At 56.9% G+C, this 16,356-nt stretch carries 12 protein-coding genes and 2 pseudogenes; 6 read left to right on the top strand and 8 right to left on the bottom strand.

Features of this window, described 5'->3' with window-relative positions; translation table 11 throughout:
• Positions 1–103: 103 nt before the first annotated feature.
• The 4 genes from AC07W5_RS19525 to AC07W5_RS19510 all read left to right on the top strand — a co-directional run bounded on the left by AC07W5_RS19525 (position 104) and on the right by AC07W5_RS19510 (position 5,238).
• Positions 104–1,708, top strand: a complete 1,605-nt coding sequence (locus AC07W5_RS19525) for a 5-guanidino-2-oxopentanoate decarboxylase (RefSeq protein ID WP_495012379.1) — start codon at positions 104–106, stop codon at positions 1,706–1,708.
• Between the two features lie 82 nt (positions 1,709–1,790).
• Positions 1,791–3,539 carry an amidohydrolase gene (locus tag AC07W5_RS19520; protein WP_494993065.1) on the top strand — a complete coding sequence of 583 codons (1,749 nt, stop codon included), beginning with the start codon at positions 1,791–1,793 and terminating at the stop codon, positions 3,537–3,539.
• Positions 3,536–4,486, top strand: a complete 951-nt coding sequence (locus tag AC07W5_RS19515; RefSeq protein ID WP_495024148.1) for a CobW family GTP-binding protein — start codon at positions 3,536–3,538, stop codon at positions 4,484–4,486. The genes AC07W5_RS19520 and AC07W5_RS19515 overlap by 4 nt, the downstream gene beginning before the upstream one ends.
• Positions 4,483–5,238, top strand: coding sequence for a class II aldolase/adducin family protein (locus tag AC07W5_RS19510; protein WP_495024147.1), 756 nt, complete (start codon positions 4,483–4,485; stop codon positions 5,236–5,238). Before AC07W5_RS19515 ends, AC07W5_RS19510 begins: the two co-directional genes overlap by 4 nt.
• A 92-nt stretch (positions 5,239–5,330) precedes the next feature.
• Here AC07W5_RS19510 and AC07W5_RS19505 read toward each other — a convergent pair.
• The 3 genes and pseudogenes from AC07W5_RS19505 to AC07W5_RS19495 all read right to left on the bottom strand — a co-directional run.
• Positions 5,331–5,708 (bottom strand): annotated as a pseudogene (locus AC07W5_RS19505) (transposase); the annotation flags it as partial.
• Positions 5,709–5,827: 119 nt separating this feature from the next.
• Positions 5,828–5,959, bottom strand: a pseudogene (locus AC07W5_RS19500) (AAA family ATPase); the annotation flags it as partial.
• 334 nt (positions 5,960–6,293) lie between these two features.
• A complete protein-coding gene (locus tag AC07W5_RS19495; RefSeq protein ID WP_495024146.1) occupies positions 6,294–7,751 on the bottom strand; it encodes an IS1182 family transposase in 1,458 nt (485 codons plus the stop codon).
• Between the two features lie 239 nt (positions 7,752–7,990).
• Between AC07W5_RS19495 and AC07W5_RS19490 the strand changes: the two genes are divergently transcribed.
• On the top strand, positions 7,991–8,896 hold the full coding sequence (locus AC07W5_RS19490) for a hypothetical protein (protein WP_495024145.1): 906 nt from the start codon (positions 7,991–7,993) through the stop codon (positions 8,894–8,896).
• On the opposite strand, the gene AC07W5_RS19485 is transcribed toward AC07W5_RS19490, so the two are convergent.
• The 5 genes from AC07W5_RS19485 to AC07W5_RS19465 form a co-directional block, all read right to left on the bottom strand.
• Positions 8,893–9,216, bottom strand: coding sequence for a helix-turn-helix domain-containing protein (locus AC07W5_RS19485; RefSeq protein WP_495024144.1), 324 nt, complete (start codon positions 9,214–9,216; stop codon positions 8,893–8,895). The genes AC07W5_RS19490 and AC07W5_RS19485 overlap by 4 nt on opposite strands.
• Positions 9,217–9,652: 436 nt before the next feature.
• Positions 9,653–10,054 (bottom strand): hypothetical protein, encoded by a 402-nt coding sequence (locus AC07W5_RS19480; RefSeq protein WP_494993076.1) that lies wholly within the window; start codon positions 10,052–10,054, stop codon positions 9,653–9,655.
• Between the two features lie 986 nt (positions 10,055–11,040).
• Positions 11,041–11,493: a hypothetical protein gene (locus tag AC07W5_RS19475; protein WP_494993060.1), complete on the bottom strand. Its 453-nt coding sequence runs from the start codon at positions 11,491–11,493 to the stop codon at positions 11,041–11,043.
• Positions 11,494–12,182: 689 nt separating this feature from the next.
• Positions 12,183–13,655, bottom strand: coding sequence for a cysteate racemase (gene cuyB, locus AC07W5_RS19470; RefSeq protein ID WP_495024143.1), 1,473 nt, complete (start codon positions 13,653–13,655; stop codon positions 12,183–12,185).
• An 11-nt stretch (positions 13,656–13,666) separates the two neighbouring features.
• A complete protein-coding gene (locus tag AC07W5_RS19465; protein WP_495024142.1) occupies positions 13,667–14,959 on the bottom strand; it encodes a dicarboxylate/amino acid:cation symporter in 1,293 nt (430 codons plus the stop codon).
• Positions 14,960–15,191: 232 nt separating this feature from the next.
• Between AC07W5_RS19465 and AC07W5_RS19460 the strand changes: the two genes are divergently transcribed.
• Positions 15,192–16,115 (top strand): LysR substrate-binding domain-containing protein, encoded by a 924-nt coding sequence (locus AC07W5_RS19460; RefSeq protein WP_495024141.1) that lies wholly within the window; start codon positions 15,192–15,194, stop codon positions 16,113–16,115.
• Positions 16,116–16,356 lie beyond the last annotated feature (241 nt).

Genomic DNA, 16,356 nt, shown 5'->3' with positions numbered 1-16,356 from the left:
GAACAGTCAGGCCAAAAAAAATCGATTGTTGTATTGGTTGATTCAACAATACTAGCCCCATTCGTCGTTGGGCCACTGTGGCCCTTTATCCAGGAGGTGCTGCATGCCCCGTTGTGCCCAGGCGCTTGTTCAGTTGCTGGAAGGCTATGGCGTTGAAACTGTCTTCGGTATTCCCGGCGTGCACACTGTCGAGTTGTATCGCGGCTTGCACGGCAGCCGCCTGAAGCACGTCAGCCCGCGCCACGAGCAGGGTGCCGGGTTCATGGCTGACGGTTATGCCCGGGCCAGCGGCAAGCCCGGGGTGTGCTTCATCATCAGCGGTCCCGGCATGACCAACATCATCACCGCCATGGGCCAGGCCTATGCGGATTCGGTGCCGATGCTGGTGATTTCCACCTGCAACCGTCGCGAACACCTGCGCCTGGGCCATGGTCACTTGCATGAACTGCCGGATCAGCGCGCGCTGGTCGCCGGGGTCTGCGCCTTCAGCCATACGTTGCAGCACCCGGCGCAATTGCCGGAAGTGCTGGCGCGGGCGTTTGCCTTGTTTGGCTGTACGCGGCCGCGGCCGGTGCACATCGAGATTCCGCTGGATGTGCTGGAAATGTCTGCCGGAGGTCTGGACCTGCGCCCGCGTCCGTTACCGGCAGCGCCTGCCCCGGCGCCGGAAGCCATCGATGCTGCGGTGGCCCTGATCGGCAACGCGAAGCGTCCATTGATCCTCGCCGGTGGCGGCGCGCGCCGTGCCGCTGAAGTCCTGGCCGCGCTCGCCGAACGTCTTCAGGCCCCCGTGGCATTGACCACCAACGCCCGTGGTCTGCTGGCTCCCGAACATCCTTTGCTGCTCGACGGTGTGCAGTCGTCGACCCATGGTCGCGAACTGTTCGCCGAGGCCGACGTGGTATTGGCTATCGGCACCGAACTGGGGGAAACCGACTATGACTTTTTCGGCCTCGGTCCACTGGCGTTCAAGGCGCCGCTGATTCGTCTGGACATCGACCCGATGCAAGTGCTCGGCGTGCAAACAGCTACGGTCGGATTGCTCGGCGATGCCGGACAGGGCTTACGTTCGCTGCTGGCGCGACTGCCACAACGTCAGGCTGTTGCCGGTTGGGCGGGCGAGCGGGTGAGCCGGGTCAACGCCATCGAACGGGCGGGCTGGAACGCGCAGCAGAACCGCATGCAAGCCTTGCTCGATACGGTCCGTGATCACTTGCCGCAGCCGCTGATCGTCGGTGATTCGACTCAACCGGTTTACCAGGGCGCCCTCGGCTACCGTGCGCCAACCCCCGACAGTTGGTTCAACGCCGGCAGCGGCTACGGAACCCTCGGCTACGGTTTGCCCGCCGCCATTGGCGCCAAACTGGCCCGACCACTGCGACCGGTGGTGGCGTTGGTTGGCGATGGTGGCTTGCAGTTTTCCTGCGCCGAACTGATCGCCGCCAAAGAGGCGGGTGTCGGCGTGATCCTGCTGCTGTGGAACAACAGCAGCTACGGCGAAATCCGCGACTACATGAATGCCAAGGCGGTGCCGTTGCTGGGGGTGGACATCCTCACGCCGGACTTCGCTGCGCTGGCGCAGAGCTGCCACGTCGCCCATCACCGGGTGAGCCATCTGCACGGCTTGCGCGAGCTGCTCGGGCAACTCGGCAATCGCCATGAACCGGTGATGATCGAGGTCGACGCCACAACGTTTCTGGCTGAGTAAAACAACAACAATTTTTTCAGGTCGCCGACATGCACAACGCCCGGTGGACCTTCCAATCTCCCTGAACTCAAAGGTGGCTACCATGGCTGAGTCCGATAACTTTTCTTCTACCCATTCCGTGCAGGGGACCTACGCCGACCTGATCCTCGCCAACGGTCGTATCTACACCCAGGACCCGGCCAACCCGTGGGCCGAGGCCGTGGCCATCCGCGACGGCAAGTTGATCGGGGTCGCCAGCCTCGGCCAGATCGAGATGTACAAGGGGCCGAACACTCGCGTGCATGACCTGCAAGGCGCGTTCTGCATGCCGGGCCTGCACGACATGCACACTCACCCCGACCTTGCGTTGGCACCACGCTACGCCGATGACCTCGATGTCGGCATCGAAGACCCGACCCCGGAACAGCTGCGTGAAAGCATTCTCGCCTACGCCGACAGCCATCCCGGCGACGGCTGGATCTACGGTCAGTACTGGGTGCGCTACACCTTCCGCGAAGCCGGTTTGACCCCGGGCCGCGAGTGGCTCGACAGCGTGATGCCGGACCGTCCGGTGGCGCTGCTCGACCGCATGTGGGGCACCATGATGGTCAACTCCAAGGCCCTGGAACTGGCGGGCATCGACCGTCACACGTCCGACCCGCGCAACGGTTATTTCGAGCGTGACGAAGTGACCGGCGAACCCACTGGCCTGATGATTGACGGCGCCTACGCGATGATTCACGCCGCCATGCCACCGACGCCGGTCAGCGTGTTGCGCCGCGCCTATCGCGATGGCGTGCACTTCCAAAGCTCGCGCGGCGTCACGGCGAGCAAATACGTGCACGTCTGCGAACAACGTTTGCAAGCCTTGAAGGAACTGGACGACAGCGGCGAACTGACGGTGCGCATCGAAGCAGCGATCAGTTGGCAGGACGACATCTTCCCGGTGCGTCGTCGCTGGGAACTGCTGGCCGGCGAGCGTCACTACTACCGCAGCGCGCGCTTGAGCGCCAACGCGGTGAAGTTCCATTTTGACGGTACGGTCGAGCCGAAGTCTTCGTACCTGCTGACGCCATGGCCGCAGGAATCGAGCTGGCGCGGCAAGCTCAATCTGACCCCGGAACACATCACCGACATGGTGGTGGACATGGACCGAAAGGGCATTCGCGTGATCGCCCACTGCACCGGTGACGGCGCCTCCGACGTGTTCCTCGACGCCGTGGCCGAGGCCCGTCGTCGCAATGGTTTCAGCGGTGTGCGCCACCAGTGCGCCCACAGCACCTTGCTGCATCCCGGCAACCTGCCGCGCTTCAAGGAACTGAATGTCATCGCCGAGTTTTCCCCGGCCGCCTGGTACCCGACACCGTTCGCCAGCGGCGCGCGTTCCGGTTACGGTCAGGAGCGACTCAAGCGCATTTACGACTTCAAAGGCGTACTCGCCGCGGGCGGCACAGCGGTGATGGGCACCGACTGGCCGGTGGCATCCATCGACCCGTGGCTGGCGCTGGAAACCATGATCACCCGGCAGAACCCGTGGAACGACGACCCGGCCTGCTTCGGTGACCCGATCAGCCTCGAACAGGCGGTGACCGTGATCACCAGCAACGGCGCCGTGGCCATGGGCCTGGAGCACAGCACCGGCAGCCTGCAAGTGGGCAAGTCGGCGGATCTGATCGTCATCGACCGCGATTTGTTCGCCGCACCGGCGCGCAACTACATCCACAAGACCCAGGTGCTGCTGACCTTCGTTGAAGGGCAACTGGTTTACGACCGCCATTCGACACTGGAAAAAGTCGGCCTCAAGGCCGTCTGGCAGGGCGAACCACCGGTGTTGGAGGGCAAGGCAGAATGACTTCCCCACGTATCTCCGTGACCGTCGTTTCGGGGTTTCTCGGCGCAGGTAAAACCACGCTACTCAACCGCATGGTGCGCCGTGCCAAAGGTAGTCGGCTGGCGGTGATCGTCAACGATTTCGGCGAGCTGAACATCGATGCGGCCATCGTTTCCGAAGTCACCGACGCCGTATACAGCCTGCAAAACGGCTGCATCTGCTGCACCGTGCAGGAAGACCTGCTGGCGCAGCTCGGCAGCCTGGCGCAACTGCAGCCACGGCTGGAGCGCATCGTCATCGAGTGCAGTGGTGTGTCCGACCCGCAGCGCATCGTGCAAACCCTGGCTTACCCGCAACTGCGCAGCCAGATGCAACTGGACATGGTCATTACCGTGGTCGACGCCACCCGTCATCTGCAACTCGACGGTGAGTACGCGCGCCTGGCTCGCGCACAAGTGGCCGCTGCCGACTTGCTGTTGCTGAACAAGACCGATCTGGTCGACGAATCACAGCTGCAGGCGTTGCGCGATGCACTGGGCGCCAGGACCCGCGTGCATGAAAGTGTACAGGCCGAGTTGCCCGATGCGCTGTGGCTGGATACCGACCTGGACCTTGAGCCCCGGGCGCTGAAACCGCTCACGCGGGTTTCCGACGGCGATCATGGCGAGATGTTCAGCAGCTGGTTGTGGCAGAGCAATGCTGCCCTCGACATCGAATGCTTGCGTGGTTGGTTGAAGGCACTGCCCAGCGATGTATTCCGGGTCAAAGGCTTGGTGCTGCTGACTCCGGGCAGCACCGCGCACTGGCTGCAACATGTCGGCACCCGCAGCCAGTTTCTGCCGGCGCTGGATGACGCCCAGGCCAGCTCTACACGCCTGGTGTTTATCGCTCGTCGCGGCTTCGATGGCTGGGAGGCATTGGGGCAGGGGCTGGAAGATTGCACCGTGAAAGAGGTTACCGAGGTATGACATTGACAGAGCAACATTTGCGTGAAGAGTTGGCGGCCTGCTACCGCTTGATTGCGCACTTTCGCATGACCGACCTGATTTTTACCCACATCTCGGTGCGCATTCCGGGGCCGGAGCATCACTTTCTGATCAACCCTTACGGGCTGATGTTCGACGAGATCACCGCGTCCAATCTGGTGAAAATCGACCTCAATGGCCACGCTGTGGAACCGTCGCCATACCCGGTCAATCCGGCCGGTTTTGTGATTCACAGCGCCATTCACGGCGCCCGTGAAGATGCGCAATGTGTGTTGCACACCCACACCCGATCCGGTTGCGCGGTGGCGGCGCTGAAATGCGGGTTGTTGCCGGTGAACCAGATTTCCATGGAGTTCTACGGTCGCGTCGCCTACCACGACTACGAAGGCGTGGCGCTGGACCTGAGCGAGCAACAACGGCTGGTGGCGGACCTGGGCGACAAGCCGGTACTGATGCTGCGCAACCACGGATTGCTGACGGTGGGTGAGACGGTAGGACAGGCGTTCATGCGCATGTACTACCTGGAAAAAGCCTGTGACATCCAGTTGGCCGCGCAAGCCGCCGGTGAGCTGGTACTACCTTCGGCCGAGGTTTGCGCGCACACCGAGCGGCAGTTCAACGATCCGGGGCGGCCGCTGGATGAGGGGGAGTTCGATGACCCGGATGCCATGCAACTGGCCTGGGCGGCGTTGTTGAGAATGCTGGATCGAGTGGCGCCGGGGTATCGGGACTGATCGCGGCGGGGGTATTCAGATTCATCGACCGCACCGCTAAGGAAGGTCTGAAGTAGTCAGCGATTTTTGATGCCCTCCTTGGTTGAGGTTTTCCCCTTCTTCGTCTGATACATTTCGGGGGCGCGTTTGCCGTCTTTATTCTTGGTCGAACTCGGCGCGTGAATGATCGTCGCATCGACCACCGTACCGTGGCGCAATATCAGGCCACGGTCGTCCAGATAACCATTGATGACCTGCAAAGTCCCTCAGGCCAATTCATGTTTTTCCAACAAGCGTCGGAAGTTGAGGGTCGTGGATTCATCGGGAGTCCGATCCAGATGCAGCCCCAAAAACTGGCACAGGATAGTGGTCTTGTACAGTGCTTCTTCCATCGCCAGATCGCTGTAGCCGAACCAGTTCTGCAGTAGATGGACCCGCAACATCGCCATCAGCGGATACGCCGGACAGCCACCGTCGCCTTTCGGATAATGCGTGCTGGCGCCGACACCGAATTGACCTAGTTGCCGAGATGTCAGTGACCCAGTCTGATACCTCGATAACTATTACCTTTTGCTGGATTTGTGCGGATTTGGAGATGGGTCAGTCTTGCATCAGCACGTGGTTCAATTCGGCGTGAGCGCCAACACAAGTGCACCACGGGCAAGCCAAGGCGCATGCCGAGGGCGCGGGCGAAGGTAGATTTGCCGCTACCGGCATTGCCCAGAATTACAATCCGTTGCACGGCCGGACTTCCTGTCGCGAAAAAAGCCGGCAATTGTGCAGGTTTCGGGGCATCAGTTAAAGGCTGATGTAGGGCGACCACGCCACAGGAATGAATTTTTTGTTGTCTGCTGCGCTATATGCAGATGAGAGCAAGATACTGCCCCCTCTTTGTCACATTGAACGTCTGCTTCTGGCCCAGAGTGTGCAAAAACACTCTGACCTCATCGTCTTGGATTATCGACCTTCGTTGGCTGAGCGATCGCACGGTCAATGCTGCGGGTCGCATCGGTCGCGACCTGGAACACGTCAGCGCTGTTTTTACAGCCTCTGGGATGGGCCAAAATCAGCCTTTTTCAGGCCGTCAGCGCTTTCATCAAACCGTTGGCACCGATGATTTTCATAACCCGTTTCAAGTTGTAGGCGAGCACATTCAAACTCATCTCCGCACCCACCCCGGCCAGTTTTCGCGTCAGGAAGTGCGTCGCACCCATCCATTGTTTGAGCGTCCCGAAGAGATGCTCAACCGTCCGTTTTCGGACTCGCATCATCTCCGGTGCTTTGCTCAGCCGAAGCTGCATTTCCTCCAATACGGCGTCATGCTCCCAGCGTCGAACTCGTCGAACTCGTCGAACTCGTCGAACTCGTCGTTCCGTGCTCGGTGTGCATTGCGACTTCAACGTGCAGCCTTGGCATTTCGAACTCCCGTAACGATGCAACTTCAGGCCTTTTTCAACGTAGGAATAGTGCCAGATCAACGCCTCTCCAGCGGGGCAAATGTATTCGTTTTTTGCCGCGTCATAGATGAAGGCATCGTTATTGAAACGCCCGTCAGCCTTGGCTCCAGAGGTCATCGGCTTGGGCACATAGGCGGTGATACCTGCATCGTGACAAGCGAGGATTTGTTCGCTTTTGAAGTTACCTCGGTCAGCCACTACCGACAACGTATCTGACGCCATCGCCTCGCGGGCTTGCTTGGCCATCGAGCTGAGTTGATCGCGGTCGGAACCGACGTTGGTCACCTCATGCGCAACGATCAAATGGTGCTGGGTATCGACCTCTGTTTGCACGTTGTAGCCGACGATTCCCGTGCCCCGCGTCATCATGGAACGGGCGTCTGGATCGGTCAGGGAGACCTGTTTATCCGGGGATTCGTTGAGCTGGATTTCGATCACTTGAAGCTCCTTCATTTGAGTTTTGAGCTTGGCGATTTTCTCTTCCAGCCGCACGGCGCTGGGCTCGGTAGCTGTGGGTTCTTGCCGATCGGCAGCATCGAGTGCCGCCAGGTAACGGCTGATGCTCGATTCAATTTCTTCCATTCGCCGCTTCAGTTTGGCGCTGGTGAAATTGCGGTCGCGGTTGTTGACTGCTTTGAATTTGCTGCCATCGATGGCTACCAGATGTTCTCCGAATAGTCCCAACTGCTGACACAGTACGACGAACTGGCGACAGACGCCTCGGATGGCCTTGCTGTTGTCTTTTCGGAAGTTGGCGATGGTCTTGAAGTCCGGCATCAAACGCCCGGTCAACCACATCAGCTCGACGTTGCGTTGAGCTTTTCGCTCCAAACGTCGGCTCGACTGGATGCGGTTGAGATAACCGTAAATGTAGATCTTCAGCAAGATCGCGGGGTGGTAAGCAGGCCGGCCAGTATCGGCGGGAATGGCACCGTCAAAACCCAGATTGACCAGGTCGAGTTCGTCGACAAAGACGTCGACTACGCGCACCGGATTGGTATCGCTGACGTAGTCGTCGAGGCTCTCGGGAAGTAAGGTGCCTTGGCCTCGATGTTCACCTTGGATAAAGCGCCTCATGGGCGATCCCTGCGATGAAATCCTCAGAATTCATAGCAAGTGTTCGCGAAGGCGTTTTTACACACTCTGGGCCGTTAACTGCCTGCTAAGAACTGCCATAAGCGCCCATTCATGGCTTGAAGGTCGCCTGTTGCTCACGTCCCCAGGGCCTGATCCGCACTTTTTCGCCTCACCTGCCACTTTCGCCACAATCGGCGTGGATCTAAAGTCAGGGGCGCACCTTCAGGGGACTTCCAGTCATGTACAGCTCGCTTGCCATACCGAGCACCGCTCGCCAATTGCATGACCGGATCTATGCTGGCGAGATCATTCGCTTCACTGACCTGCAGCCCATGACGGCGCTGGTGGAATATACGCGTGCGCTCCTCGAAGACGCGCTGCATCCCTGGTCGCCGCAACAGATCCATCGCCATTTGAGCCACCCTGAGCAGACTGAGCGCTTTGCGAAAATTCAGAACGACTTCGCAGGCTCGGCTGAGGTCCAGCAGCGCTGGCAGGACGTCGTGCAAAGCCTTGGCATCGCCCCCGATACCCTGGCGTGCGATCTCCTGCATTTGCGTTTTCAGCCGCATTGCGAGCCAGGGCAGTCGACGCCGCGTGCCCGCACGACGGCCACCATCGCGTTTCACCGCGATACCTGGGGGTCGAATATCTATGCACAAACCAACTGGTGGGCGCCCATCTATCCCATCGCGACAGGGCGTACCGTCGCCTTGTATCCAGGCCTCTGGCAACGACCGCTGGGTAATTCGAGCGCAGATTTCGATATGCGCGCAATTTTGCAGCGATCCCATCGAGACGGCCGCAATGCCGTGGATGCCGACGAAGCCATTCCGCATCTGCTGGAAGCGATCGACCCGCAGGAGGGGATTGCCGTCGATATCGCTCCGGGGAGCCTGATCGCCTTTTCCGGGGCTCATGCCCATGCCGGCGTCGGCAATAGCACCGGGCTGACACGCATCTCCTTCGAGACCCGATCAATACTGATCGCCGACCTGTTGGCCGGATTGGGAGCGCCCAATGTCGATGGTCACGCGCCGTGGAAGACTATTGGACTGTTTCGCCGAATGAACGATGCGCAACGCCTGAACGAGATCCTTGGCTGCGGCTTTATCGAGCCCTATCTGCGGCCAGCAGAGGCCTAACGCTGGCGCCGGTAGTCGCTTGGGGAAAGACCGGTGTGCTTGCGAAATACATGGGCGAAGTGACTGGGGTTGGAGTAGTCGACTTCATTGGCGACAGTGACCACGCTCAGTTGTGTTTCGCGCAATAAGCGCCCCAACGCCTTGAACGAACAGGCGGCTGGCCACGGGCCGTTCGGCTTCTTCGCGCAGGCATTGCAGCAATTCGACCAGCTGCGGATCCTCGAAGCCGGACATATCCCGAAGCGTGGCGTGTGCGGCGTTTGCCCCCGAAGACGTCCTTGCAGTGCCTCGTCGAATAGTGACAGGCCCCGCAGCACCATGACCACTTCGAAAGGTTCGGGGCTTAACCGTCTCCAGCGAAAGTCATAGGGCGCATTGGCGGCGGTGAGGAAAAGCGAGAGTCCGCTCCCACAGAACTGCGGTGCTATTCCAACGACAGCTTCTGGCCGATTTCTGCCTGTCACCAATGGCCGCAGTCGACCCAGGCTGTGTGAAAACGCATGCGCCGTTTTGAAGTCTGCGTTGCTACGTAAAATCTGCCAGCGTTTGGTTAATCAGCAGACCGGAAATTTGCGTAGGAACGCGATTTTCTTTCCAATTCTGACTGTCAAACCTGCTCTAAAACGTTTTCACACAGCCTGGACCCGAAGCAGACGGTGGTCACCTGCCGATATTGGCCAGAAAAGGCCATTCGATCCGTCTACGAAAATGGGGACGATTCATAGAGTTGTCGTGGTTGAGTATTTAATCAGTGAATTATTCTTGGTAAGTGGTGTTATTTTTAATTATTGCAGTGGATTGGGTTTCGATTGCACTGCACTTAATTAGGTTTTTGGCTAGGAAGTCTACAACCTGCACTTTCTCTTTTAAAGATAAAGCATCGGTGGCTTGGCGTTGAATTTCTTTGTTCAGGTTCTCTGTTAGCGTTTCATATGAAGAGCTGAGCTGGTGTGATAGGGCGTAATGTGTGCTGAATTTAGATTCATACTCTTTCTTGGCTTCTGGCTTGATCAATACTTGTGCGGCCGCATAAAACGCAGCGCAGCTTGTGTTAGCCATTGCAAGAGGTTCAAGACTCAAGCCTTTTTGATCCGCTGACACGTTGTGAGTAATTGCTGAAAGTGAAATTAAAATTATCTTCAGATGCTTGCGTTTCATGTCTTTGGATCCGGTATAACTACAAATAGGCCCTAAATGGGGCAAAAAACGCTTTCGTGGACTTGGTGGATAACATTCCTTGTTTCCTGCCTAGGCTGGGTTTTGCAGCGGTCCGATGACCACATAAGGGAGTTATACACCATGGCTGGAAAGCCACGGTTACTCTCGCAGATGCACGAGCAAATTCAGCTTAAACACTACTCGATTCGCTTTGCGCGAGTCTACTGCGACTGTCCGCTCCTGGCCGATTTCTGCCTGTCACCAAGGGCCGCAGTCGACCCTTAGCTGCCCTTCGCAGAGGGCAGATAAGGGCCATAAGCAGACATTACCGATGTACGATGGTTACTTTCTGGCAAAAGGACTTTTCCCTCATGATGCGTCGTGTCGGCTTTTTGCTCATCGGAATTCTCGGACTCGCGCTCATCCTGCCTTGGGGTGCCTATTGGGTCGGTCTGTATAGAATTTCGCAGTACCCTTTGCCCCCATCTCAGGCTATATCCGCCCCGCAGCGTGAGTGGGTATGGAGCCTCGCCAAAGTCTCAGGCGAGCCGGTAATAGTGCCGTTAAGTCCGTATTCGTATCTGTACGACCTTTTCATTTTGAAAGGGAAAACCGATAGGAATATGCGGGTCGCCTGGTGGGTGGCTTCTGATCACCTGATCAAACAGAACACAAGTCAACGAATGCTGTGGTGGCACCTATCCGGCGCGTCTCTGACCATATGGTTAACCAGGAACTGGACAGATCAACAGATAACAGCAGCCGCTTTCGTCGCCCTTCAGCACCGGGGTGAGGTATATGGCGGTAACTAGCTGAACTTAACAAATGCGAAGTCCTTGATAGCTCCGCATGTGGAATGGCACGTTTGCCAACGTTTGCTTATGGCCGATACCTGCCGGTTCGGATGCCCTGCGCGGCGTCCGGTTTGATCTGCATTGAGTAGTTGGCCACCGCAAACCTGCGCGGGCGGGTCAAAATGGCTGTGGTTATTTCACCGAGCCTCCTTGCCTGATATCCCCGCAAAAAATATCTACGTTGCCATCTGTTGGTGCAGTTCGCACAACAATGGAGTACTCACCGGAAAGCAGGACTGGCATTGCGACAGGTGCGCCTCTTGAAAAACTCCAGCCGCGTATAGCTTGGCGTTTGGTGTTGACCTGATCATTCATTGCGTAGGCGACTGGCCCGGGTTGCTGGCAGCTGCCTTTATTGATGAAAGTGTAGAGGCGCAAGGGCAGCGAGGCTCCGCTTGGAACACCACTGATGAAGAAACTGAATCCGGTTTGTTTGTCCCAGCTTGTCAAAGTTGCATTGCCGATCTGACCGAGGTTGCGGTGGGTGGCTACCAAAGGAACGCTCACTCCATGGTCTGATGAAGTGGTGCAGCCGAAGAGGCTTGCGGTGACCATTAGCGCTGCAAGTGAGTTTCTGAGCTTCATTACCAACCTCCTGCGTTGAAGAACGGTAGCGGGTATAGCTCATTAATCGCCTTCCAGCCGACAGCTACCGGTCTCGAAAGGCTGCTAACGACCCAAGCTGTGTGAAAACGCATGCACCGTTTTGGGTGGCAGCTGTGCGCGGGTTCGCAGACCGAGGAGTTAAGACCCGGCGATACCCCAAACTACCCGCAACGAGCCAGTGAAACAGGAGGGGATTAGTCTTGTGCCTGCGGATACGAAAAAGCCCGCACAGGGCGGGCTTTGAAAATCAAGTAGGTGGCCGGTGCTGGTCTCCGGCTTACAAGGTTTATCAGGCGTCTCACAGAACAGTTTTGTGCTCTTCTGCTTCACACGGCATAAGGGCTGGATCTCATCACGGAGATCTTTCTAACCGTGTACCCTTGGGAACGCGCCCCACGTTTCCTTGCTATCCTCTTGTTGCGCATCAGTCTGCGTCTTCACCTACATCTTCAGAATAGCAAAAAGTCTGAAGCGCTGGCCGGGCTTTTTAGACCGATTTTATTCAAGGGGAAGAGCGGCAGGATGGAAAAATGCTATCGCCAGCCGGACATTTCTGGTGCCGTTCGAGTGGGGTACCGACATCGCCTGGAAAAATGCTCGCTGTGCCGGCAGGGGGTAGACAAGTGGCCCCCTGAGCTTGCTGTTATCTACCTGGAGTCGGTGAGAATTTACCGGGTTTCACGGGCAAGCTGAATGCACTTCATTGCCAGAATGGTTGTCGGGTCGATCAACGCCACTGTATGGCCTTTGATCATGAAAGCATCGCTGTGCTCCAGAACCAGAGGCAACTCTGTACATCCCAGGATCAGCACATCGGCGCCCAGTTCACACAGGTGCTCTGCGGCGGTGAGGAGCTGGTCCTTACAAATGCCCTCGGTGAATCCAGCCTTGATACCACGCTCCCCATAAATGGCATCCATGACCAACGCTTGGTAATCCACACCCGGTGCGATTATTTGCAGCCCGGCTCGCCGGGCTGCCTCGTGGTAGACCAGACTTTTTATGGTGCCCGACGTCGCCAGCAGCCCAACTGTTTTGCCCGCACCGTACTGTTGAACGATAGCCTCTACCGTCTCGGTAAGCATGTTCACAATGGGTACACGCAAGTGTGCCTGGATACGCTCAACGAACGCGTGAGCTGTATTGCATGGAATCGCAATAGCATTGGCTCCAGCGCTTTCAAGCCGTTTGCAGGTTGCATACATCGCCATCGTCGGATCCGTCTCGTCATACAGCAGGTTGGCTGTGCGATCAGGAATCTGGGGGTTTTGTTCGACCACCATTTTGATGTGTTCCTGATCGCGGCCGGCCGGGGTATGCGCAACGACCTTACCCATGAAGTCGACCGTTGCGGCAGGCCCCACCCCACCGACAATCCCGAGTTTGAATGGAGGTCGATTCGATTGACCTTTTTCCAGGGTGGCGAAGCCAGCATAAATCTCGTTGATATCCAGGACAGTGACACCCCGACGCTGCAGGTCGCCACAGACCAGCGAGAGCTCGGTCATGCCAGGCAAGACGATCGTGGCGCCTTGCTCCTGAAGCGAAAGGCAAGCCTGATACACACACTCCAGCGGTACTCCGTCAAGGTATCCATCTTTGATACCGTTGACCCCATACATCGCCTCCATCAACCCTGACTGCTCGTCATCACCTGGATAAACCAGTTTGAAGTCAGTGCCGAAATAACGCTCGAACAAACCGGAGTGGCAAACATAGTCTGAAGCGATAATGCCCAATGTAGCGCCTGGTTCGCAGATATGGTCAATGTGCTTGCGTAACGCTGCCATCATGTCCAGAACAGGTATGCCAATCTCCTCCTGGATCTCCTCCCGGAAGGTATGGCTGGCAAAACAAGGCAGTACGACCGCAGTGACTGCACTTTCCTCGAATGACTGACAAACCTGAAAAACATAGAACTTTCTGGAGGTCATGCTCGCGCCCTGGTCCAAGGGCATCAAGACATCTTTGAAGGGGTGCTGCTCAAACAGAAAGTGATAGCGGCCTTGATCCTCCAGGACAGTCCTGGACTTCACCAACTTGTAGAAAAGATCGCCGCCGGCCAGCGAGCCAAGCCCACCCACAATGCCTAGCTTGCGTACAAACGATGACCCACGAGACGGCTTCGATTTAACTTTCATCGTAATAGCTCTCAGGCGTTGGCTACAGTTCGATTCGCAAGTGTGGAGGCCTCGGTTTCAGGTGCGTCGTCCGGCTCCTCATGAGGCTCTGATTTGGCGACTACAGCCGTTGCGATGCTATTGCCAACGACGTTGGTGGCGGTCCTGGCCATATCCAGGAACTGATCAATGCCAAGGATCAGCAAAATCCCCGCTTCTGGCAGATTGAACATGGGTAGCGTCGCTGCTACGACAACCACCGAAGCTCGGGCTACACCTGCCATTCCCTTGCTGGTGATCATCAGCGTCAGCAAGATCAGAAGCTGCTGTGTGAAGCTCAAGTCAACATTGTAAGCCTGAGCAATGAACATGATCGCGAACGCTTGATACATCATCGAACCGTCGAGGTTGAATGAGTACCCCAATGGAAGTACGAAGCTGGATATGCGCTTCGGTGCGCCAAATTTCTCCAGGGCCTCCATGGTTTTTGGATACGCGGCCTCACTGCTGGCAGTCGAGAACGCCAACAGAACAGGCTCACGAATGAGCTTGCCAAGGGTGAAGACTGAACGACCCAGGAACAGGTACCCGGCAGCAAACAAGACCGCCCACAGGATCAGAATACCCAGGTAGAACTGGGCAATCAGTTTGCCGAAGTCGACTAACAGGCCCAGACCCTGGGTGGTGATAGCGGCAGCGATTGCAGCGAAGACGCCGATAGGTGCAAGCGCCATGACATAGTCGGTGATCTTGAACATCACCTTCGCCAACTCTTCAATAATGTCGGTGATCCTGGTGTAGCCGGCGCGCTTGACGCCTGCCAACGCGAATCCGAAGAACAGCGAGAACACTACAATTTGCAGGATCTCGTTGTTTGCCATGGCTTCAGCAATGCTGCGAGGGAACACATGGCTGATAAACACCTTGAGGCTGAAGTCACCCGTGTTTACGGCTATAGGCGCCGCGGTGGCCTGAGTCACTTGCAGATCCAGACCTGCGCCTGGCTGGAAAAGATTCACTAGCATCATGCCAATAAACAACGAAATCAGTGAAGCGCAGACGAACCAGGCCATGGCTCTTGTGCCGATCCGTCCTACCGACCTGGAATTTCCCAGGCTGGCAATGCCTGCGACGAGGGTGGCGAAAACCAAAGGAGCGATGATCATCTTGATCAGACGCAGGAAAATGTCTGTCACCATTGAGAAGTAGGATGCGATCTCTTTTGCAGCTTTTTCATCAGCTGAAAAATGATGGCAAGCCCAACCTGCAACGATGCCCATGGCGATGCCGAGAGCGATCTGGCGGGGTAAATTATTTTTTTTCACGGTGCTTTCCTCAAGTGGTGTTGTTGCTTTTCTACTTGGCAGGAGACAAGACAGGAATGACCCAATGCTCTACGGCAGCGGGGCTACGGCACCGATTCTAAGGACGCTGTTTGCGCAGGATGATGAGTAATCACCATAGGGTGATGCGTTTTTGGAATAGTTTTTGAAATACCCTCAATGGCGCCACTGCACCGCAGTAAACTCTTCGTCAGAGGCTGAATGAGGAGCCAGCATGCAAACCAAATGGTTGGACGATCTTCTGGCGATTGCCGAATGGAAGAACTTTTCTCGAGCCGCAGAAGTACGCTGCGTCACTCAGTCCGCGCTGTCTCGCCGCATTCGCTCACTTGAGGAATGGGTGGGGGCCGAACTGGTCGATCGTGGCACTTATCCTGTTCAGCTGACTCAAGCGGGTCGTAGTTTTTGCGAAGAGGGTCGCGAGGCGCTGGCTGCCTTGCTTCAATTGCGATTGGCCCTTCGTGAGGGAGAAAGAATGCCTGGCCGCTCCATTCAGGTTACCGCCGGGCACAGTCTTTCCATGACATTTCTGCCTAAATGGCTTACCCAATTTCAAAAGCAGAATGAGCACTTCAATGCTCGCGTTGTGGCCGCGAATATCCACGATGCGGTCATAGCGCTAGAGGAAGGCAGCTGCGACTTGATGATCGTTTACCATCATCCCCTCGCTCCGATCCAGCTCGACCCCGAGAAGTTCGGCAGTTTGACCCTGGGGCATGATTCGTTTGTTCCACTTTGCGCACCTGACAAAAACGGCAAACCGATGCATCGGTTACCGGGGGCGGCAGGTAAGCCGGTGCCGTACCTCGCTTATACGGCGACGACTTTCCTGGGGCGCGTGGCCGATATCGTCATCAAGAATGCGTCTACCACTTGCGTTCTTGATCGTTGCTATGAGGCGGATATGGCGATGCTGCTGATGAGGATGGCTATAGAGGGATATGGCGTTGCCTGGTTGCCTCTGAGCGCCGTGACTGATGAGCTGGCGCGAGGGCAATTGGTGATGGCAGGCGCTGATGAGTGGAGGACTCGACTGGAGATACGCTCGTATTGTTCTATCGCCAATCAAAACCCCACGATGCGAGACCTTTGGAAGACGCTTGAAGCCGCATCGCGAGGCCTGCCAAAGCTTCAATAAGAGTGACGTACGACGTTGCTTCTTCTTTAAAATTGAGTCGCCCAATCATCTGATGAGAGTCACGCATAGGCCCATGCCAAATTCGCATCAGCCATTTTTTTAGCGTGATAGAAAAACGTGTACGTTGCGCTGACCGGTTGAGCCCGCCACGGATTTTTAAGCGGAGATCTTTTGGGTGTCGAAAAAACGGAGGAGGAACAGGCAATAAAAAACCCGCGACAATGCGGGTTTTTTCGACTGA

It is taken from the genome of Pseudomonas sp. GW821-FHT01E05 (assembly GCF_059422425.1).
Note: the sequence above shows the minus strand (reverse complement) of the source record. Positions and strands in the feature narration are given on the sequence as shown.

What these genes read in the sequence shown, in the direction of transcription:
- AC07W5_RS19460 (WP_495024141.1), top strand. Translation starts at nt 15,192, where the DNA reads ATGCAAACCAAATGGTTGGACGATCTTCTGGCGATTGCCGAATGGAAG.
- AC07W5_RS19495 (WP_495024146.1), bottom strand. Translation starts at nt 7,751, where the DNA reads ATGAGGCGCTTTATCCAAGGTGAACATCGAGGCCAAGGCACCTTACTT.
- AC07W5_RS19480 (WP_494993076.1), bottom strand. Translation starts at nt 10,054, where the DNA reads ATGAAACGCAAGCATCTGAAGATAATTTTAATTTCACTTTCAGCAATT.
- AC07W5_RS19485 (WP_495024144.1), bottom strand. Translation starts at nt 9,216, where the DNA reads ATGGTGCTGCGGGGCCTGTCACTATTCGACGAGGCACTGCAAGGACGT.
- AC07W5_RS19515 (WP_495024148.1), top strand. Translation starts at nt 3,536, where the DNA reads ATGACTTCCCCACGTATCTCCGTGACCGTCGTTTCGGGGTTTCTCGGC.
- AC07W5_RS19510 (WP_495024147.1), top strand. Translation starts at nt 4,483, where the DNA reads ATGACATTGACAGAGCAACATTTGCGTGAAGAGTTGGCGGCCTGCTAC.
- AC07W5_RS19475 (WP_494993060.1), bottom strand. Translation starts at nt 11,493, where the DNA reads ATGAAGCTCAGAAACTCACTTGCAGCGCTAATGGTCACCGCAAGCCTC.
- cuyB (WP_495024143.1), bottom strand. Translation starts at nt 13,655, where the DNA reads ATGAAAGTTAAATCGAAGCCGTCTCGTGGGTCATCGTTTGTACGCAAG.
- AC07W5_RS19520 (WP_494993065.1), top strand. Translation starts at nt 1,791, where the DNA reads ATGGCTGAGTCCGATAACTTTTCTTCTACCCATTCCGTGCAGGGGACC.
- AC07W5_RS19490 (WP_495024145.1), top strand. Translation starts at nt 7,991, where the DNA reads ATGTACAGCTCGCTTGCCATACCGAGCACCGCTCGCCAATTGCATGAC.
- AC07W5_RS19525 (WP_495012379.1), top strand. Translation starts at nt 104, where the DNA reads ATGCCCCGTTGTGCCCAGGCGCTTGTTCAGTTGCTGGAAGGCTATGGC.